This window comes from Sphingomonas sp. CFBP 13720, assembly GCF_014842075.1.
Taxonomy (GTDB): domain Bacteria; phylum Pseudomonadota; class Alphaproteobacteria; order Sphingomonadales; family Sphingomonadaceae; genus Sphingomonas.
This window is the reverse complement of the sequence record NZ_JACYVA010000007.1, coordinates 1-20,134: the sequence shown is the minus strand read 5'-3', so window position 1 is coordinate 20,134 and position 20,134 is coordinate 1. Positions and strand designations below refer to the sequence as shown.

Genomic DNA, 20,134 nt, shown 5'->3' with positions numbered 1-20,134 from the left:
TACAAGGAAGGAAACAGTACAATTCTCGGACGATCCCCTGCTCGTTTTGCCGATGGCGCGGGGAAGGGCGGCGGTCACCGGTCACCGCCTGCGAAAGTCGGGCGCACGCTTTTCCGCGAAAGCAGCGCGGCCCTCCCGCGCATCGTCGGTCGCGAAGCAGATCGCCTGAAGGTCCCGCTCATATTCGATCGCCTTGTCCCATGGCATGGTGAAGGCGGCGCGCAGGTTCAGCTTGGCGGTTTCGGCGGCGATCGGCGCGCGCGATGCGATGACCGCCGCGATCTCGTGTCCGCGCGCCATCAACCGGTCGGGTGCGACGACCTCGCTGACCAGCCCCCATGCCAGCGCCCGGTCGGCGTCGATCATGTCGCCGGTCAGCAACATCATCGCCGCGTTCGATGGACCGGCGGCATAGGCCAGACCCGCCGCCATACCGCCGCCGCCGATCCAGCCCAGCTTGATCTCCGGCGCGGCGAACCGAGCGTTGATCGACGCGATGCGGATGTCACATGCCATCGCCGTTTCCAGCCCGCCGCCGAGCGCATAGCCGTTAACCGCCGCGATCACCGGCTTGCGGCAGGCACGTAGCGCGTCGCAGTAATCCGCGCGGTTCCGAAAATCCCATGGGGTGGCATATTGATCCAGCGTGGTGATGTCCGATCCGGCACTGAACGCCTTCTCGCCCGCGCCGGTCACGACGACGGCGCGAACCGCATCGGACCGGTTGCATTCGACGACTGCCGCGACCAGCGCATCGGCCATGGCGGGCGTCATCGCGTTCAGCTTGTGCGGACGGTCGATCACGATCGTCGCGATATGATCGGCGATGGTGAAGCGCAGGTCGTCGGTCATGTTTCCGCTCCGGGCGTATGATATCGGGTATAGGCGGCATCGACCGCGTCGAGAACGGTATCGGCGGGCGTTCCGTCGAGTAATCCGGTTCGGATTGCCGCCGATGCCGCTGTCTGGAACGCGATCGCGTGATCGTGGCGCGGGCGGACCAGCGCCGCCTCCGTCGTGGCGCGCGTCGCGCTGTAGAATCCGCCGGCTGCGGCATCGACGGCGGGATCGGTCCATGCCGACCGGAGCGACGGCTGGCCGTCATGCGTTGGGATGAACCCACGCTGCGTCGCGTCCGACAATAGCCAGCGGAGATGGTCGAGCAGTTCCGGCGTCACCTTCGCCCGGCGCGACACCGCGACGCCTGTGCCGCCCAGCGTCGATCCGATGCGCCCGCCGGGGCCGCGCGGCGCATCGGCATAGCGCACCCGTCCAGCGGCGGCATAGTTCACATAGCCGTAGATCAACGGACACAGCGCGGGGCCATCACCGGACGCCATCGCTTCCAGCATCGCGATCGGGTTCATCGCCGCCGCCGCCCGAGTGGCATCGCCGGTCAGCCGCGCCATCAGCGCATAGGCCTGTTTCGCCAGTGCGCGGTCGACGAACCGGTCGCCCGGTCGCGCCGACGTATCGGCCAATGCGCCACAGATCGATTGGAAACTCAACGCCCCATGCGGACCGGCCAACGACAACGCCACCGGCACCCGCTCAGCCAGCAGGATCACCGCATCCCATGTCGCGGGGGGCGTTTCGCCCAGATCGTGCTGGATCGCCATCACCTGCGTCGCGGCATCCAGCGGCAGCGCCCAATGGTGTCCGGCATAGCGGTAACTTGCTAGCGACGGCCCGATTGCCGCTTCGCCCCACGCCGCCAGTTCGTCGGCGGCGAACAGCGTTTCGAGCGGGACAAGACAGTCGGACGCCACCGCTTCGCCGACATGCGGGTGATCCAGCACCACCAGATCGTACAGCGCGCACTGGTCGGCGATCGGGCGCGATTCGAACCCTTCCAGCGGATGCTTGTCCCACGCGATCAGCCCGCCACCCGCCGCCGCCAGCGCGTTGTAACCACGGGGATGGTCCCACGTCAGGCCACGAAAACTCATGCGTGCTGTCGCACCACACCCGATTCGACCAGCCGGTCGATCGCTTCCGCATCCAGCCCCAGTTCGCCCAGCACTTCACGGCTATGCTCGCCGACCAGCGGCGCGCCACGCGCGATGGTGGACGGCGTCTTGGAGAAGCGGATCGGGAAACCCGGCGTCTTCACTCGGCCTTCCGTGGGGTGTTCATATTCCACAAAGGTGCCGTTGTGGCGGATCTGCGGATCGTCGACCAGGTCCGCGTAACCATAGACCGGCCCGGCCCAGATATCGACCGCGCGAAACCGTTCGAGCCATTCGGCGCTGGTCGCCGACGGCAACCGCGCCTTGACCCGTGCGAAGATCGCGTCGCGGTGGGTCCAGCTGTCGCGTTCGTCGTCCAGTTCGGCAAAGAACGGGTCGTCCAGCAGTTCGCCCAGTTTCTTCAGCGGGGCCATTGCCAGCGTGATATACCCATCACTGGTTTCGAACACGCCGTACGGGGCGCGGATATAGCTGTGGGCGTGCGCTTCGGCGGATCGCGTCTGCGGCTTGTTGCCGATGGTGAACACCGACAGTTCCTGCATCTGGATCGTAGTGATCGCGTCCAGCATGTTGATCTGCACCAACTGCCCCTCACCAGTGCGTTCGCGGTGGAACAGCGCGGCCAGCGCGCCTTCGAACGCGGAATAGGCGGTGACGGCATCGACCAGATATTGCCCGGCGGGGGCGGGGGGCTGTCCCTCTGCGCCCGCCGACAGCATCGCGCCCGACATGCCCTGCAACAACAGATCCTGTCCCGGATAGCTGCGATACGGGCCGTCTTCGCCATACCCCGACATCGATACATAGATCAGGCGCGGGTTGATCGCCGACAGCGTGGCATAATCGACGCCCAGCCGTTCGGCGACGCCGGGCCGGTAGTTCTGAAGGAACACGTCGGCGGTCTTTACCATTTCCAGCAACAGCGCCTTGCCCTCCGCCGCTTTCAGGTCGACGGCGAACGAGCGCTTGTTCCGGTTGAGCGACAGGAACGACACGTTGATGAGGTTGCCGGTGGCCCCGCCGGCCGAGGCATGGCGCTGCCATTCGCCCGATGTCGGTTCGACCTTTACGACGTCGGCACCGAGATCGCCGAGCCGCTGCGCCGCGAATGGCCCTGCCATCGCGATCGAACAGTCGAGCACGCGGATACCGTTGAGGATACTCATTGTTTCGGTCCTTCAGGCCATGACCCAGCCGCCGTTGACGTGCAGCGTCTGGCCGGTAATGAAACTCGCCTCGTCGGAAGCGAAAAAGGCGATCGTCGCGGCGATATCGGCCGCCGTTCCGCGCCGCTTGATCGACTGCGCGTCGAGGACCATGCGGTTATATCCGTCGGGATCGGGGTGGATCGCTTCGGCATCGGTCGGGAAAGCGCCCGGTGCGATCGCGTTGACGGTGACGCCGTACGGCCCGAATTCGCGTGCCCATGCCCGTGTCAGTCCGATCAGTGCGCCCTTTGACGCGACATAGGGCGACAAATTGGCCCACCCGCCGGAAACGGTGATGCTGGAAATGTTGAGGATGCGTCCGAACCCGCGCGCGCGCATTCCCGGCAACGCCGCCTGTACCGCGACGATCCCGGCATCGACGTTGATTCGCTGCACCCGCTGATGGTCTTCGATCGAATATCCTTCGAACGGCTTCGACGGGTAGATCGCGGCGTTGTTCACCACGACATCAATGCCGCCCAGTTCGCCGATCAGCCGGTCGAGTTCGGTTCGAAAGGCGGTCAGGTCCGACAGGTCGATCGTCGATACCACCAGTCGCCCGGTATCGATGGCCTTTGCTGCCGCACGCAGCCGCGCGACCTTTGCCGAATCATTGTCCACCGCGACCACGGTCGCCCCGCGCCGCATCAGCAACAGCGTCGTGTCGAGGCCCAGTCCGCCAGCGGCACCGGTGTACAGGATCGTCCGCCCGATCATGCCACAAGTCCGGGTATCGGCGGGAAGTTGCCGCTGGGGGAAGGATATTCGTCGTCCGGCTGACGGGCGACGGCTTCGATCCGGGCGACGGCTTCGGCGACCGCAGCGGCATTCGGCAACACGCGCAGCACGGTATCGTACCGACGTTCCTCACCATGCTCCAGCTGGATCAACTCGCCGCGTTCACGCGCAAAGTCCTTCCCCATGACGTGGTTCGTCGATGGCTCGATCCCCATCGCATAATGACCGGCGTGGAAATTCTGCCACTGATACATCGCGGGAAACTGGTCCTTGCGGGTTTCGACCTCGAAACCAAAACCGATCCGTTCGTTGACCAGCGCGACGTTCACGCGACCATCGGCGTCGGGAGCCATGTCGTGCTGCCACACCTGTTCATGAAAATTGGCGATCGGCGCGGGGGCGGTGCGATAGCCGACGCCCTGCGCTTCGTAGCTGTCGGCGTGTGCTGCCCAGATCACGTCCCGGATCGGCGCGACATAGCGCGCGCCCTCCGCCAGCACCGGATGGCCGACGTTGATGTGGTAACAATACATATGTGGCGTCGTGTAGAAGCCGTGATTGATTACCCGGTCGTGCAGCCGGATCGCGTCGCCGCCCACGTCCGCCTCGATCCGGCGGATCAGGTGCAGGTCTTCGCCGAAGACGGTCGATTGCTGGACGATTCCTTCCGCCCATAGCACGCATTCGTCGCCGTCCCAGCGTTCGCCATAGCCGGTCAGCCGCGCGGGGATCGTGCCGACGCGACCGTGCAGCGAGGACGATACGGATTTGCGCGGGCCATAGTGATAGTGCCCGGCGGGATCGTCGTGCATGAACAGCGTATGGTCTAGGCCGCAGGTGATGTTCAGCCCCGACATCGACCGGAACCAGCCCAGTCCGCCTTCGCCTTCATAGTCGTGCAGGCCGGGATGGCGGAAACCCGATGGCGAATGCCAGCCTACCGCCCGGCCGGCATGTTCGCATTCGGCAATGTCCATCGCCCGGTCGATCAGCACGGTGAAGCGGAGCCCGGTGCCAGTGCGAAATTCGAGCTGGCGTATACCGCGTTCGACGCCGTCGCCCAGCGTCGATAGCCGGACGCCCGCGAATTGCGACAATGCCCCGGTACGGGTCGCCAGCGTCCGCCGCGACATCGTCTCGCCGAACAGCGTGACCAACTGACTCTCTCCTGCCCTATCGTAAGACGTATGATGTTTAGGTGGGGAACGCTACCTCGTCAATCGTCCGTCGCAAACTCCCAGTCGCCGGAGCCAACCGAGAACCGCACGACGCCGTCCGATCGTTGGGCCGCGTGGATATCCGGGTGCCGATCGATCAGCAGGCTACCTTCCCGCCAAGCCCGATCCGGCAACTCGATATCCGCGACGCAATTGGCTGGCACCGTGAGTGACAGCCGGCTCAAGCCTTCGGAGTCGCCGTCCGTTCGCGTTGCTATGCGACCGACGCAGGATTCATAGGTCGCCTCGACCCGTCCGGCGCCGGCCAGCCACAAGGGTCGGACCGCGATCCGGCGGAACCCCGGTGCGCCCGGCGCGATGCCGCCCAACCGTCGATAGAAGAACCCGACGACCGCACCGAACGCATAATGATTATAGCTGTTCATCGCGATATCGCCGGTGTCGCCGTTCCACCGCTCCCAGACGCTGGTAGCCCCCTGCGCCGCCATATAGCCCCAGCCGGGATAGCCGGTTTGCAGGAGCAGTTGCTCGACGTCCGCCAGCAGTCCGGCGTCAGCCAGCACGTCGAGCAGGTACGGCGTGCCGAGGAACCCGGTCGACAATTTCATGCCCCGGCGCCGGATATCGTCGGCCAACACACGCGCAGCAGCCTCCCGCAGGTCCGCTGGCACCAGCCCCATATAGAGCGCCAGCACCTGTCCGGTCTGGCTGCCATTGCCGACGACGCCGTCATGCCCGACATATTCGGCGGCGAAGCCAAGGCCGATCTCCTCGCGTATCGCGGCATATCGTTCGGCGTCGGCAGTCCGACCGGTCGCTTCGGCCATCGCCGCCATCAGATCGGCGCTCCACGCCCAATAGGCGGTGGCGCACAGCCCGCGCGGGGTCGTCTCGTCGTCGGGCTTCACCGCATCGACCGACAGCCAGTCGCCCAGATCCAGTCCTCGATCGTTGCGCCAGACCCAGTCAGGGTTGGCCGCGGCAACGTGCGTCATCCAGCGTTCCATCGCCGTCCAGTTTTCCTCGATCACCGCTGTGTCGCCATAGCGTTGCCATAGCTGGTACGGCAGAATGATCCCCGCCTCGCTCCACCCGGCGGTGACGACGTCGGGATAGGATTGCGGCTGGGGCACGACGATCGGATAGCCGCCGTCGAGCCGCTGCGCCGCGCGTGCCTCGATCAGGAAGCGGCGCAGGAACGGGCCCACCTCCATGTTGAACGCGGCGGCATCGAGAAAGACCTGGATGTCGCCCATCCATCCCATGCGCTCGTCGCGTTGGGGGCAATCGGTGGGCACCGCGAAGAAGTTCGACCGCTGGCTCCACATCGCGTTGCGCCAGATCGTTTGCAGCAACGGTGCGTCGGGGAACGCCATGGCACCCGTGATGCGGCAGTCGCTGTGGACGACGATGCCCAGGATATCGTCGACGGTCGGCACGCCGGGATATCCCTCGACCTCGACATAGCGAAAGCCGTGATAGGTGAAGGACGGCTCGAACGTCTCCGGCCCTCCGGTGCCTGCGAGGATGAACCGGTCGGTCGCGCGCGCCAGTCGCAGATTGGCCATGTCGGCGGTGCCGTCCACCGCCAGCAACTCGGCAAACCGTGCCGTGATGGTCGACCCGGCCTGCCCCTGCGCCACGATCCGTGCCCAGCCGGAGAAGTTCTGCCCGAAGTCGAACACGAAGCGGCCCGGCAGCGGCTCGCTGACCGTCACGGCTCGCCTCTCGTCCACCGGTCGGATGGGCGGCGAGGTAAGCGGAAGCAGCGCAGCGTCGGGCGCGACGCCGGTCCGGGGCGCCTCCCATGTCGACGCATCGAACCCGGCCCGGTCCCACCCGGCGGCCGTGCGACGCGCATCGTACGTCTCGCCGTCATAGATTTCGGACGTCACGATCGGCGACGTGGCGATGCGCCAGTCGGGACCGGTCGCTATCCGGTCCTGCGTGCCGTCGGCATAGTCGATATGCAGTTCGGCCAGCACCCGGCGCGGCGCGGGGCCGAACCCATACCGCTCGATCCGCCAGCCGAACGCACTTGCGTACCATCCGTCCCCGACCGTCAGCCCGATGGCGTTGTCGCCCGGCGCGACCAGCGCGGTGACGTCGACGGTCTGATAATAGACATGGCTATCCGCGACGCTGATTTCGGGCGACAGCACCGCGTCCGATACGCGCTGACCGTTGATCGTGGCGATGTAGCCGCCCAGCGCCGTCGCATAGAGCCGTGCGCGCGTAATCCCGTCACGTACGGCAAAGTCATGGCGCAACAGCATCGCCGGTTCGGCAGGGCGTGGATCGTTCTGCGCGTTCGATCCGCTGGATATTGCGTGCGGCCAGTCCCCCGCGTCGAATGCTACCGCGTGCCAGTCGGCGGGTGGATCGGGCAGTACCCGCCAAGCCGGCCCGCTGACGATCCGGTCGATCCGCCCACCCGCGCGGTGCAGGCGGATCAGGCTGGCGAACGCGCCGCCATCGACCGGGAAGAAGCCGGTCGTATCGGCATCGACCGCGACACAGATGCTGGCGGGACCGGGGCGCAGGGTCGCGTCGACCGGGGCCAGCGATCCCCAGAAGGGCAGGGGGCTGTCATACCCCCATGGCTGTACCAGCGACGCCGGCTGGCCATCGACCCAGACGCCGCGCAGATGATCCTTGCCCGCGACCCATATCTCGGCACGCTCGATATCGTCCGGTATGGTCAGGTCGAGGCGGAAACCATGCGGGCGCGGGTCGAGTGCGGTTTCGCTCCATACCCATGCCATGCCGACGGCGCGATCGGCACGGGCCAATGCGTCTTCCGCCTCGATCCAGTCGCCTTGCCAATCGTCGAGCAGGCCCGTTTCGAACCATGCTGCTTCGGACTGCGCCCGCCGTCCCGCAACGTCGGTGATTTCGACCGACCAATGCACGCGTTGACGGGAACGGAGCGGCAGGCCGGCGTAGGGGATGTCGAAGCAGGCATCCGAATCGATCTCGCCACTGTCCCATACCGCTTCGCCATCCGCTTCGGCGCGGATGCGATAGCGTTGCTGGACGGTGCCGCGCTCCCCGCTTTCGATCCGCCACGACAGTCGCGGGCGGGCGAGATGCGTGCCGATAAGATCGGTGGAGCCTTCGGCGCGAAGGTCGACGACGCGCAGGGTCATCGACCAGCTACCGGCATCAGCGGGGCAAGCGCGCCGGTCAGGGTATGAAAGATCATGCGGAGGCTCCGATGGCGACGCGAAAGGGCAGGACCGCTGGCGACACGATCGTCAGTACGAACTGAACAGCGCCTGCCGGGCCATGTTCAGCGCCGCGACCGCATCCTGCCGGTCCTGTGCCGCCTGCATCGCCGCGAAATCCAGCTTGTCCAGCGCTCGCTCGACCGCCTTCAGGAAGCCGATCGCGGAGTTGGCGGCGGCGACGCTGTCTTCGCGGAACGGGAACTGGTCGAGCTGCCACACGCCCTCCCACTTGTTCTTGCGCAGGGTATAGAAGAATTCGAACAGCTCGATCGGATGCACCGACCCGGCGATCAGGTCGTCGTCCCACGCGCGCAGATTGTCGTTGACGTCCATCCCGAACAACCGGCCGTAATCGATGGCGAGTTGCGCTGCATCGGCCGGACTTTCGCCGCCGTACAGCGAATGGCCGAAGTCGAGCAGAATACCGACATTGGGCAACCCCATCCGTTCGATCCCCAGCAAGGTCCGCGCGACGCTGTCGAAGCTCATGTGCACGCGCGGTTCGCGCGGCTTGTATTCGATCACGAACTTCAGGTCGGGATTCTGTCCGGCCAGTTCCGCGACCCCCTCGACGCTCATCCGCCACAGATCGCGATGATCGACTTGGAACGGATAGTCCCAGCCGTCCTGACCCGGCCATAGTTTCACATAGTCAGCGCCGAAATGCCGGACGACACGCGCGGCATCGTTGCACATCTCGTTGGCAAGGCGGCGGATACCCGGATCGGGGTTGGTGAACGCACCCTTCGCGAACTGCCGGGTATAGATTTCGGGCGTGATGCCGATCACCGACAGCCCGTTGCGGGACAGCGCATCGCCGACGGTGGCCAGCGACATGCTGGGATCGACGAAGGGATAGTTGATGTCCACGACCGACAAGTCGTCGACCATTCCCGCCAGGTCGATCATGTCGATCAACGACCGCGTCTCGCCATAGCCGTCGGTCGCGTACCGATCGACATAGGTCGCGAAATGCCAGATGCCGGCTCCGTAGCGTTGCTTGCCCATCGATCACTCTCCCGACGTTTTGGCGTGCCGACACGATTGCGTTGCGCCGCCAATCACATATAAGACGTCATATGACTATCAATGTGGTAACGAGCAATAACGATCTCGCTTCTCGCGCCGATCAGGTGCGGGCCCGGGCCAACTGGATGCGTCGGCGGCTGCTGGCCATGATCGTAAAGGCGGGGCAGGGGCATCCCGGCGGCGACCTGTCGGCGACCGACATTCTCGCGACGCTCTATTTCGACGTGTTGCGGATCGACCCGTCGCGACCGGACGCGCCGGACCGCGACCGGTTCGTGATGAGCAAGGGGCATTGTACCGGTGCGCTGTACTCGGCACTCGCGGCACGCGGCTTCTTTCCCGAAGCCGAACTGGACACCTATCTTCAGCCCGAATCACGCCTCAACGGCCATCCCAACCGCGTGTACCTTCCGGGGGTGGAAACCAATACCGGGCCGTTGGGCCATGGCTTTCCGGTCGCGGTCGGCATCGCGATCGCGGGGCAGATCGATCGCGCCGACTATCGCGTCTTCGCTCTGACCGGTGACGGCGAATTGCAGGAAGGCAGCATGTGGGAAGCCGCGATGCTCGCCGGGCACCGTGGGCTGGGTCGGCTGACCGTGATCGTTGATCGCAACCGGCTGCAACAAGGCGCGCGCACCGAGGACACCAACGCGCTCGAACCGCTTGCCGGCAAATGGCGGGCATTCGGATGGGAGGTCGAGGAGGTCGACGGCCACGATGTCACCGCACTGCTGACCGCGTTCGATGCAGCCGCCGAACCGCGCGACCGACCGCGCGTGATCATCGCGAATACGGCGAAAGGACATGGTGTGAGCTTCATGCGCGATCAGGCCGGCTGGCACCACGGCGTCCCCAGCGCCGCGCAATTTGCGCAGGCGATCGAAGAACTCGAAGCGGAGATGGCATCATGAGCGCCACCACCGCACCACAGGGCATGTATGATTGCCGCGACGCCTATGTCGCGACGCTGGAAGAACTGGCCGTCAGCGATGAGCGCATCGTCGCGGTGGTGAACGATTCGGTCGGATCGTCGAAGCTGGGCAAGTTTCGCGATCGCTTCCCCGACCGCCTCGTCAACGTCGGCATTGCCGAACAGAATATGGTCAGCGTCGGCGCGGGACTGGCCAATGGCGGCAAGGTGCCGTTCGTCAGCGGCGCGGGATGTTTCCTGACCGCACGGGCGATGGAACAGATCAAGGTTGATTGCGGCTACAGCCAGGCCAACGTCAAGCTGTGCGGCATCTCCAGCGGCGTCGCGTACGGCGAACTGGGCGCGACGCACCACAGTATCGAGGATGTCGCGTGGCTGCGCGCGATCGACAAGCTGACCCTCATCGTTCCCGCCGATCCTTGGCAGACCGGCGAGGCGATCCGCGCCGCCGTCGCGCATGACGGCCCGGTCTATATCCGTATCAGCCGGATGCCGGTGCCGGCACTGGATCGCGGCGACGATCCGTTCGTGATCGGTCGTGCGGAAACGCTGCGTACCGGCGGGGACGTGGCGATCGTCGCGAATGGTACGCTGGTCCATCGCGCACTGGCGGCGGCGGCGATGCTCGCGGATCAGGGGATTGCGGCGCAGGTCATCAACATGGCGACCGTCTCCCCGATCGATACCGCCGCGCTGGCGACGGCGGCCGCGACCGGTGCGATCGTGACGGCCGAGGAAGGGCTGGCGCATGGCGGCTTGGGCGGCGCGGTCGCCGAATGGTGCGCGCGAAATGCTCCCGTTCCGATGCGGATGCTCGGTTTCCCGGGGTTCCTGCCGACGGGATCGGCCGAATGGCTCATGCAGCGCTTCGGCCTGACCGCCGACGGGATCGCGGCTGCCGTGCACGACGTGCTGGACCAGCGGCCGGCGTGATGAACCGCCCGGTCATCCTCGCGATCGATCAGGGGACGACGAATACCAAGGCGCTGCTGGTCGCGACCGACGGCACCGTCGTTCGGTCGCGGTCCCGCGCGATGCAGGTCGCCTATCCCCGGCCCGGCTGGGCCGAACAATCGGCGGCGGAGATATGGGAAGCGGTGGCGGCGCTGATCGCCGAGTTGATCGCCTCCGCGCCCGACCTGCACGTCGCCGGCGTCGCCATCTCCAACCAGCGCGAAACGGTGGTGATCTGGGATGCCGCGACCGGACAGGCGCTGACCCCAGCGGTGCTGTGGCAGTGCCAGCGATCTGCGACCCGGCTGGCCGAGTTGCGGGCGCAGGGACATGAGCCGTTCGTCGTCGACCGCACCGGGCTCAGCCTCGAACCACTGTTCCCCGCCGCGAAGATCGCCGGGCTGCTCGACGCGATGCCCGGCGCGCGCGATCGTGCGGCACGCGACGAACTGCGCTGCGGTACGATCGACAGCTGGCTGTTGTGGAACCTGACCGGCGGGGCGGTCCATGCGACCGATCACAGCAATGCGTCGCGGACCCAGTTGTTCAACCTCGACACGCTGTGCTGGGACGAGGATCTGGCCCGCATCTTCGACGTGCCGATCGCGATGCTGCCGCAGGTCCTGTCGTCCGATGCGCGGTTCGGCACGGTCGCGCCCGGCATAACCGCGCTGCCGCCGGGGACGCCGGTCCATGCGATGATCGGCGACAGTCATGGCGCGCTGTACGCGCACGGCATCGAGACACCCGGTAGCGGGATGAAGGCGACGATCGGCACCGGCAGCTCGCTGATGACGCCGACCGAAGGGCGGGTCCGGTCCGCGCATGGCCTGTCAGGCACGATCGCGTGGAGCCGGGGCGGGCAGGTGCGTCATGCGCTGGAAGGCAACATTTCCGTATCGGGGCAGGCGGCGGCATTTGCCACGATGCTGCTGGGGCTGTCCGATCCCACCGCACTGGGCGTGCTGGCTGCATCGGTGCCGGACGCGGGTGGCGTGACCTTCGTTCCGGCACTGGCCGGTCTGGGCGCACCGCATTGGCGACCACAGGCACGTGGTATCGTGGCCGGCATGACGCTCGCCACGCGTCCGGCGCACATCGCGCGCGCCACGCTGGATGCGATCGCGCTTCAGATCGCCGACGTGCTGGCCGCGATGCAGGCCGATCTGGGCACCGGGTTCGCGACGGTATCGATCGACGGCGGGGCGGCGAAGAACGATTTGCTGGCACAGATTCTCGCCGACCTGACCGGCCTGTCGGTCGTCCGGCCCCATGCGGCGGAGGCCAGTGCGCTGGGTGCCGCGCGGATGGCGGCGGAGGCGCTGGGGCTGGGCGGTGCCGGGTTGCGGCTGCGACCCGACGACAGTTTTGCGCCAGCGATGGGTGCGACCGAACGCGCCAAGGTCCGTAGCGACTGGGCCGCCGCCATCGCGAAGGCGGGCTGACCTGCGCGATGAGGCGGGGCGGATCAGGCCGCCGCCCGCCCCTCGATCGGTGCGACGTCCATGTCCGCCTCCAGTTCGTCGAGCGACTTGCCCTCGTTCCGTGGCGCGCCGAGATATCCGATCAGCCCGCTGACGAACAGGAACCCGGTCAGGATCCATGCCAGCGTCTGGAACCCGGTCGCGGTGAGTAGCGGCACGAAGAAGCTGAATACCCCCAACGTGATCCGCACGACGCCGAACATCAGCCCCTGCGCGGTCGACCGTAGTAGCGTGGGGAACATTTCCGCGCTCCACAGCTGGAAGAACGACTGCGCGCCGAACCCTTGGCCGATGCTCATCAGCACGACGTGGAACAACGCCATTGGCAGCGTCAGCGGGAAGATGGCGAGCAGCGCCATGCCGAACACCTGAATGATGGCGGACACGAGGAACAACGTGCGCTGGTTCACCCGGTCGGCCAACCGCATGAAAATCAGCCAGATCGACAACATGCCCAGCAGGAAGCTGAACGATTGCACCGCGACCGACATCGCCTGGCTCTGATTGCCGACGGTGCGCAGGATATAGGGGAAGAAGAAGCCGTTGGTGCCGGCCCACAGGTTCCACATGCCGTACATGCCGGTCAGGAACGCCATCGGCGCGATCCATTTCGCCTTCATCAGATCGCGCAGTCGGGCGGGTTGCGCCGCGACCCCCGACGCCGGGGCGTTGTCCGCCTGTGCGTCCAGCCAGCGTTGCGATTCCTTCATGCGCGACCGCAGGAACGTCAGCGCCACCGCAAGGATCGCCAGATGTGCGAAGACGATGCGCGCGCCCAGTAGGCCAAGCGGTTCGAGAACGAGGAACATCAGCAGCACGACGACCGGCCCCAGATACCACAGCACCTGTGCCACGCCGCTATGTTTGCCTCGCGCACCTTTCGGCGCGGTCTCGGCGATCAGCGACCATGACGCCGGAATATCCGCCCCGACGGCCAGGCCGACGAGGAAGAAGCCGATCAACACCATCCATGCGTTCATCGCGAAGATCAGCCATAGCATGCCGAACGCGTAGAACAGCATGTCGTACTGGTAGATCGTCTTGCGCCCGAACAAATCGCAGAGCCGTCCGCCGACGAACGCACCGATCCCGGCGGAAATGGCGTTCGGTCCGAATGCGCCGATCAGTCCGACGAAGCTAGGGCTGAGATCATAGGCCTGCATCCACAGCGCCAGTGCCGCCGATCCCGCGACGATCGATCCGGCGTCGATATAATTGGCCAGCCCGGCAAGGATCGTATTCTTCCAGTCGTCGCGATCCGATCCAATGCCCTGTCCGGTGGCAACATCCATATCCCCGCCTCTCGTCTTTATTTCATATGACGACATATGATATTACCTATTACGACGCAATCGGGAGAGTGGCGTGGAAGTTTCGCGACGAGATATGCTGGGTGGAACGGCGGCGACCGCTGCCCTTGCGCTGACGACGCCAGCGAGGGCCGCTGTCGCAACGCCGCGAGTCGAGCGCTGGGGCATGCACGAAATCGTGTTGAAGGGTCCGGCGAGCGGCAATCCGTTCGACGACATCCGCCTGTCCGCTATCTTCGTCTGCGGAACCGTGCAGATCGACGTCTCCGGGTTCTACGACGGCGACGGCACCTATCGCATCCGTTTCAGTCCGCCATCGCTGGGTCGCTGGGACTGGACGACCGGTAGCAACGTCGCCGCGCTCGACGCCCGGACCGGGCGGTTCGACAGCATTCCGCCCCGACCGGACAATCATGGTCCGGTCCGCGTCACGCGTGACGGCTATCATTTCGCCTATGCCGACGGCACGCCCTATCGCCCGGTCGGGACCACGGCCTATTCATGGGCGCTGCAATCGGATGCCCGGTGCGCGCAGACGCTGGCGACGCTAAAGGCAGCCCCGTTCAACAAGATGCGGATGTGCGTGTTTCCGAACGTTACGTCGGTCGCGACCAACCCGTTCGTGCGCACCGGCGGCGGCCCGCGCGACTGGAATTCGACGCGGTTCGATCCGGATTATTTCCGGCGATTCGAGGATCGCATCCGGCGGCTGGGCGAACTGGGGATCGAGGCGGACGTGATCCTGTTCCACCCGTACGACAAATTGCGCGGCTATTCGGCCATGTCGCGCGCCGATGACGAGCGGTACGTCCGTTATGTCGCCGCCCGCTTCGGTGCCTATCGCAACGTGTGGTGGGCGATGGCGAACGAATACGACATCGTCGAGGGGAAGACCGTCGACGATTGGGATCATCTGTTCGAGGTGCTGGTCGCGGCCGATCCGCACGACCGGCTGCGATCGATTCATCAACTCAACGTCTATTACGACCATCGCAAGCCATGGATCACGCATGCGAGTGTCCAGCACGGTGCGGCGGTGCTCGACGACGGGCGCGTCCATCCGCACCGGAACTTCGCGCAGAAGGCGGTGATCTTCGATGAGGTGATCTACGAAGGCAATTCGGACAAACGCTGGGCGCGGCTAACGGGCGAGCAACTGGTCGAACGCTTCTGGTGGGGAACGCTGGGCGGTGCCTATGTCGGGCATGGCGAGGTGTTCAGCGACGACGGCAACCCCGATATCTCATGGTTGGGGCAGGGGGGAAGCCTGCGCGGCACCAGCCCGCCGCGCCTCGCGTTCTTGCGCCATATTCTCGACAGTGCACCGTCGCCCGGTATCGATCCGATCCAGCAATTCTGGGACTATCATCTGGGGGGGCGCGACTTCACTTGGTATCTCAAATATTTCGGCAACAGCCGCCCGACGAAATGGGACGTCGCGCTGCCCACCCGCGCGGCAGACCCGCACCCGGATTACCGGATCGACGTGATCGATACGTGGGACATGACAATCACCCCCGTCGCCGGCGTGTTCCGCATGGTCCAGCGCGACGAATATGACGTCCACGACCCGGCGCGTCCGACGATCGCGCTGCCCGGCAAGCCCTATATCGCGGTTCGCATAATGCGTGTTTGACGAAGGACGTGCGGCCTCGCGCGTCCCGATCGTCCAGCTTACCAATTCCGGACCTCTTAGTTGCCTGACCGACGCACGATTGCGCCTAAAGTGGCAAAAGACCCGCCTCTCGATAGCTGTCGATCGCCCGGTCATACAGACCGATGTTTGATCGGCTTCTCGCCAACAGTTGCGCTCCGGCGATAGCGGCGAAGATTGCCCGCGCCCTCTGTTCGCTTTTTTCGACCGCAATGAGGGACGACGCGGATAGTTGGCGAGCGATCCATGCCACATTGACGTCGGCAAACGCCTGGACTTCGATTGCGACCGCGTCCGGTAGATCCGCGTACTCGGCAGCCATGAAACTGGCGAGACACATCCGGTTGTCGTTCTGGAGTGTCGTACGGAATGTATCAGGATAGCGGCGAAGACATGCGACCGGATCGGGCGTCTCGCTCGACAGGGCTTCCAGAGCCGCTTCAGCATCCTCCCGATACCGTCTTGCCACTGCCGCACCAAGATCGGCCTTGCCGGGGAAATAATAATGGATGCTTGCCGACTTGATGCCGACATCCCGTGCGAGATCGCGAAAATTCAGACCGCCATAGCCATGCGCCTGCGCAGTCCGCTTGGCGGCGCTCAGGATCAATTCCCTCGTGCTCGTACTCATTCCAAGTTCCCTGAAGTCTTTCACCTGCCAACTGGCAGATAGACGTTGACGCGCAGTTCGCAACCGTCATAGACGAGTCTATCAACTGGTAGGTAGAGATGCTCTGTGAGAATTTACGATCGTCAGGCCGCACCTCATCCGGCGCGGGTCCGCATCGTCGTCGCCGCAAAAGCCCTTGAGGACCAGATCGAGTTCGTCAGTGTCGATCTGATTGCTGCTGAACAGAAGCAGCCGGATTTCCTCGCGATGAACCCGATCGGTAAGATCCCCGTTCTCGAACTGGCCGATGGCACGATCATTTCCGAATGCACCGCGATTACCGAGTATCTCGACAATCTGGATGGCAGCCCGATCCTGACCGGCACTACGCCGCGCGAGAAGGGACTGATCCACATGATGCAACGTCGGGTTGAGATGATGCTGATCGACGCGGTCGACGATTATTTCCATTATGGCACCCCCGGCCTTGGCACAGCGCTGCGGCCGTGGCGGATGCCAGACTGGAGCGGCGCGCACGAATGGGGGAAGCGGCGCGGTGCGTATGCCGTGGCAAATATGCCCTTCTTCAACGATCTGCTGGCCAAGCAGCCTTTTCTGGCCGGTGATGGCTTTTCGATGCCGGACATCACCCTGTTTGCCGGCCTGATGTTTGCCGAGCTTGTCGGTCTGCCGATCGCCCCGGAACTCTCTGCGCTTCACACCTGGCGCAGCAAGGTAGCCGATCTTCCTGCCGTAAAGAATCGCAGCGGTCAGACCCCGCTGCCGGAAGATCTGGCGCGCCCGAGTGGCGCGGCATAACAACGGCGCATCGGCTTTCCGGCTCCCGTGGGAGAGCGCGCTAGTGATGGACTGACGAGATGCAGGACTGTCCCCGCGAATAGATCGTCGGAGTTCGCATAACTGAGGGGCAGGCGTCTAGATCCGCATAGGACGACAGACCGGAGCAAATCGTGCTGCGCGTTTCTACGCATCTTGTGTCGTGTGCGCGGGGCGCCGAAGATGGTGGTACTCCGGCCGTGACTGAGCGGCTCCCAATTTTCACGCCGCTGCTGAGTTAGCTTCAATGTCCTCGTGCCCTCGACAAGGGCAGCTCGTAAAATCCACGGGCACAAACCGCCGCGGTTGTCGCGCCCGAGCACGGTGTTGCCGTCCGTCCGCCATTCCTTGAATGGCCGTCTCGCCGCAATCAGTGCTGCGCACAGGTACTCGTTCAGACGATCCCCGTTGAACGATTCCGCAAAGCAACAAACCCAGTAGTTTTGAAAACCGGCGGAGGACGGCGTCGGGTTCGAAACCGTCTATTGCCCGTTCGGCCTAATGGGCGGTAATGGGGCGTTAACCCCGGCGATTTGGAGTTTACCCAGCCGCCTTTGCTTCGAACGCTATAAAAAAGGAAGCGCCGTGCCGGAGCAGGAACAGCCTCGATACAGCGAGGCGTATCCCCGTTTTTCGATATCGCAGGCGAAAGCGAAGGTGGGCACTGAGCGTCGAATTCTGTTGTGGCGTAATCAAGACAACCACGCGATTGGAACGCTCCGCTTCGAATGGGAAGCCGATCAACGGTTGACCCTTAAGCCACGTATCCAAGACCTTCCGTATTGCGACGGGTCCACAGCCGACGCTGAACTTGATATATCCCAAGAACTTACAGGATACGGCCGATCACAGTATTTTACTATATGTCCTCGGTGCGGTCAACGCATCGATATCGTAATCTATTGTGACGGATACTGGCAATGTTCAAAATGTCACGGCCTACGCAACCGATCATCGCTACTCGATCGAGTTATCCGTATCTCCATCGAACTTGGAGCGCTGGAAGATGAGGTCGGCAATGGCCGTCCGTTCAGGATGCGTCAGAAGTCCTACGATGCGAAGGTGGAACGTTTGCAGGAACTTGCCGCCGCCCTTGGGAAGCAACCTCGTCGGGTCCCGGACCGGCGTTTTCGATTCAACGTAAGTGGTAGCTGGGAAGCAGAAACTGACAGCCTACTATATTTCGAAAGCGGCTTTGCGCGCGGATTACCTTGGTAATTGTGTGGATAGTTGGGCGCTAACCGGCGCGCAATGATAGGCTGCTGATTAGCGCATCGTCAAAATCGAGCGGATGCTGGGCGCCGAGCGATGTGTCGATCGGCGCAGCGTTGCAAATCGGACCAGCCGCGAATTCGCCCGCGAGGATAGCGCACTATGCACATTCTGGCCTATTTTGATGAGCCGTTGGGCGCAAAACTCGGATCCGTGCGCCTAGCGCACATCTCGATTTTCTCATCACAAAGTAGGATTGAGGGGTGCAATTTAATCTTGATATCTCAATGAGATAACGGCTTATTGCCGAGCTAATTTGGTGCACCCCTCATAAAATTTCGAAAATTTACACCTGATTGCGCGATGCACCCCTTGGAAAATGCTTTGTTTTCAGTCTCACCCCTCAGCACCCCTGTGCTAAAAGGCTCTTGTTGCAGGCGGCCCTTTTGGGTGCGTCAGGACCGCTCCACCAGATCAAACACGGTGCCACATCAAGCATGGCCCGAGGATCGGTAAGGCGACCGCATCTGGCAGCACATTCCGCCCTAGTTGGTGCGTGATGCGCTATTTGCCATTGTACTGCGACTTAGTCGGTCACACCAATCTGCTTGTAGACGTCGATCTGCCTCCAGCCCATGCGCATGTAGCGTGCGCGGATCAGGCTTTGCGACTGTGCAGCGGACGCAACCCAGACGACCGGAGCGATGAAGATAAGTAGCGGCCACATTATGATGGACGTGGCCATCAGGATCAGCATCGATACGATCAGCGGTCGCCATAGGCTGCGGGCGGCCATGTAGAAGACGCCGAACAGGAACATCCAGAGCCAGGCAAGCTTGGGCGCTGCTTCACGCCAGCCGTTGGTGGGGTTCTCATATACTGCAGCATATCGGTTCGGATTGAAGACACGTGGGCGCATGAATTGTTCTCCTGAAAAATTTGCTCGGGAAACGTTATGGCTTCGGGCTTAGGCCGACACATGGTCGCCAGTAGATCAGCATGCCGCCCAGGAAGTCCTTGCGAACTTCGATGCGGCTACCTGTTCCTTCGGGATAAACCGAAAATGCTCGTTCGACACCGCCATAGCCGTTGCGGATCCGTACGACGCGTGCGCCGTCGGCGCGCTCGATCGCTCGTTTGTTGTTGTTCACCTCAAGGCACTTCACGACCTCGTCGGCCGACGTGGCAACCCGGAACACTTCTTCGGGCTCTTTGCGCAGAATCTTGTTGGTCGTTGCACATCCCGTGACCAGCAGAAGTGCCGGTAGGATTTGCGTGTAGCGGAAGGCCTTTGATGACATGTCTCACCCCCTTTTGCGGGGTGGTACGGCTTTGCTCGTTGCCACCCCTATGTTCCTCTCGGGGCGGCGGCCGAAGCCGGATGTTGGAAACCTGTCGCTAGAGCAGGCGCATGCGCCTTTATCGACCGAGGCCGACTGGACATGCGCGCATGCCACCCGGCCTCGAAATGCTTCGCGACCGAGTCCTAGGCGGGATCGACATTCACCGTAGCCAGATCATGGCGGCGGCGAGGTGGACGAAGCCGGTGAAGTGGACGGTGCGTCGGTCGTAGCGAGTGGCGAAGCGGCGGAAGTGTTTGAGGCGGCTGAAGCATCGCTCGATCTGATTGCGATGTTTGTAGATGCTGGCGTCGTGCGGGATGGCGACCTTGCGGTTGCGTTTTGACGGGATGACGGCGGTGGCGTTCATGGCTGCGATGCGGTCGCGCAAGTCGTTGCCATCATAGGCCTTGTCGGCCAGCACCGCCCCGGCTTGCTGGCCATCG

General features: G+C 63.9%; 17 protein-coding genes. 5 read left to right on the top strand and 12 right to left on the bottom strand.

The features are described 5' to 3' along the window. Positions 1 to 81 precede the first annotated feature (81 nt). From IFT55_RS13710 to IFT55_RS13680, 7 genes are all read right to left on the bottom strand, one after another. On the bottom strand, positions 82 to 852 hold the full coding sequence (locus IFT55_RS13710) for an enoyl-CoA hydratase/isomerase family protein (protein WP_192092915.1): 771 nt from the start codon (positions 850 to 852) through the stop codon (positions 82 to 84). Continuing rightward, positions 849 to 1,949: an extracellular solute-binding protein gene (locus tag IFT55_RS13705; RefSeq protein WP_192092914.1), complete on the bottom strand. Its 1,101-nt coding sequence runs from the start codon at positions 1,947 to 1,949 to the stop codon at positions 849 to 851. The genes IFT55_RS13710 and IFT55_RS13705 overlap by 4 nt, the downstream gene beginning before the upstream one ends. Continuing rightward, positions 1,946 to 3,136 (bottom strand): CaiB/BaiF CoA transferase family protein, encoded by a 1,191-nt coding sequence (locus tag IFT55_RS13700; RefSeq protein WP_192092913.1) that lies wholly within the window; start codon positions 3,134 to 3,136, stop codon positions 1,946 to 1,948. The genes IFT55_RS13705 and IFT55_RS13700 overlap by 4 nt, the downstream gene beginning before the upstream one ends. Positions 3,137 to 3,148: 12 nt before the next feature. Further along, positions 3,149 to 3,895 (bottom strand): SDR family NAD(P)-dependent oxidoreductase, encoded by a 747-nt coding sequence (locus tag IFT55_RS13695; protein WP_192092912.1) that lies wholly within the window; start codon positions 3,893 to 3,895, stop codon positions 3,149 to 3,151. Next, positions 3,892 to 5,073: an aldose 1-epimerase family protein gene (locus IFT55_RS13690; RefSeq protein ID WP_192092911.1), complete on the bottom strand. Its 1,182-nt coding sequence runs from the start codon at positions 5,071 to 5,073 to the stop codon at positions 3,892 to 3,894. The genes IFT55_RS13695 and IFT55_RS13690 overlap by 4 nt, the downstream gene beginning before the upstream one ends. Positions 5,074 to 5,132: 59 nt before the next feature. Beyond that, positions 5,133 to 8,243, bottom strand: a complete 3,111-nt coding sequence (locus IFT55_RS13685) for an alpha-L-rhamnosidase (protein ID WP_192092910.1) — start codon at positions 8,241 to 8,243, stop codon at positions 5,133 to 5,135. A 108-nt stretch (positions 8,244 to 8,351) separates the two neighbouring features. Next, the gene (locus IFT55_RS13680; protein WP_192092909.1) at positions 8,352 to 9,332 is read right to left on the bottom strand and encodes a sugar phosphate isomerase/epimerase family protein; all 981 of its coding nucleotides are present in this window, start codon (positions 9,330 to 9,332) and stop codon (positions 8,352 to 8,354) included. Positions 9,333 to 9,403: 71 nt separating this feature from the next. On the opposite strand from IFT55_RS13680, the gene IFT55_RS13675 reads away from it, so the two are divergent. From IFT55_RS13675 to IFT55_RS13665, 3 genes are read left to right on the top strand one after another with little or no spacing between them, the layout of a single operon-like run. Further along, the gene (locus tag IFT55_RS13675) at positions 9,404 to 10,267 is read left to right on the top strand and encodes a transketolase (RefSeq protein ID WP_197976468.1); all 864 of its coding nucleotides are present in this window, start codon (positions 9,404 to 9,406) and stop codon (positions 10,265 to 10,267) included. After that, positions 10,264 to 11,220, top strand: coding sequence for a transketolase family protein (locus IFT55_RS13670; protein ID WP_192092908.1), 957 nt, complete (start codon positions 10,264 to 10,266; stop codon positions 11,218 to 11,220). The genes IFT55_RS13675 and IFT55_RS13670 overlap by 4 nt, the downstream gene beginning before the upstream one ends. Further along, entirely contained in the window at positions 11,220 to 12,686 is a 1,467-nt protein-coding gene (locus IFT55_RS13665) for an FGGY family carbohydrate kinase (RefSeq protein WP_192092907.1), read from the top strand. Before IFT55_RS13670 ends, IFT55_RS13665 begins: the two co-directional genes overlap by 1 nt. Positions 12,687 to 12,709: 23 nt before the next feature. Here IFT55_RS13665 and IFT55_RS13660 read toward each other — a convergent pair whose 3' ends face one another. Beyond that, the gene (locus IFT55_RS13660) at positions 12,710 to 14,017 is read right to left on the bottom strand and encodes an MFS transporter (RefSeq protein WP_192092906.1); all 1,308 of its coding nucleotides are present in this window, start codon (positions 14,015 to 14,017) and stop codon (positions 12,710 to 12,712) included. A 94-nt stretch (positions 14,018 to 14,111) separates the two neighbouring features. Between IFT55_RS13660 and IFT55_RS13655 the strand changes: the two genes are divergently transcribed. After that, positions 14,112 to 15,671, top strand: a complete 1,560-nt coding sequence (locus IFT55_RS13655) for a DUF5060 domain-containing protein (RefSeq protein ID WP_192092905.1) — start codon at positions 14,112 to 14,114, stop codon at positions 15,669 to 15,671. Positions 15,672 to 15,756: 85 nt separating this feature from the next. Here the strand turns inward: IFT55_RS13655 and IFT55_RS13650 are convergent, their stop codons facing one another. Further along, positions 15,757 to 16,320: a TetR/AcrR family transcriptional regulator gene (locus tag IFT55_RS13650; RefSeq protein ID WP_192092904.1), complete on the bottom strand. Its 564-nt coding sequence runs from the start codon at positions 16,318 to 16,320 to the stop codon at positions 15,757 to 15,759. Between the two features lie 105 nt (positions 16,321 to 16,425). Here IFT55_RS13650 and IFT55_RS17715 point away from each other — a divergent pair, with 105 nt between their 5' ends. Then, positions 16,426 to 17,118 (top strand): glutathione S-transferase N-terminal domain-containing protein, encoded by a 693-nt coding sequence (locus IFT55_RS17715; RefSeq protein ID WP_192092903.1) that lies wholly within the window; start codon positions 16,426 to 16,428, stop codon positions 17,116 to 17,118. Between the two features lie 1,816 nt (positions 17,119 to 18,934). On the opposite strand, the gene IFT55_RS13640 is transcribed toward IFT55_RS17715, so the two are convergent. The 3 genes from IFT55_RS13640 to IFT55_RS13630 form a co-directional block, all read right to left on the bottom strand. Continuing rightward, a complete protein-coding gene (locus IFT55_RS13640) occupies positions 18,935 to 19,267 on the bottom strand; it encodes a hypothetical protein (RefSeq protein WP_192092902.1) in 333 nt (110 codons plus the stop codon). A 34-nt stretch (positions 19,268 to 19,301) separates the two neighbouring features. Next, positions 19,302 to 19,649 (bottom strand): hypothetical protein, encoded by a 348-nt coding sequence (locus IFT55_RS13635; RefSeq protein WP_249403832.1) that lies wholly within the window; start codon positions 19,647 to 19,649, stop codon positions 19,302 to 19,304. A gap of 202 nt (positions 19,650 to 19,851) precedes the next feature. Further along, positions 19,852 to 20,134, bottom strand: a 283-nt coding sequence (locus IFT55_RS13630; protein WP_192092901.1) for a transposase, incomplete at its 5' end; no start/stop codon positions are given.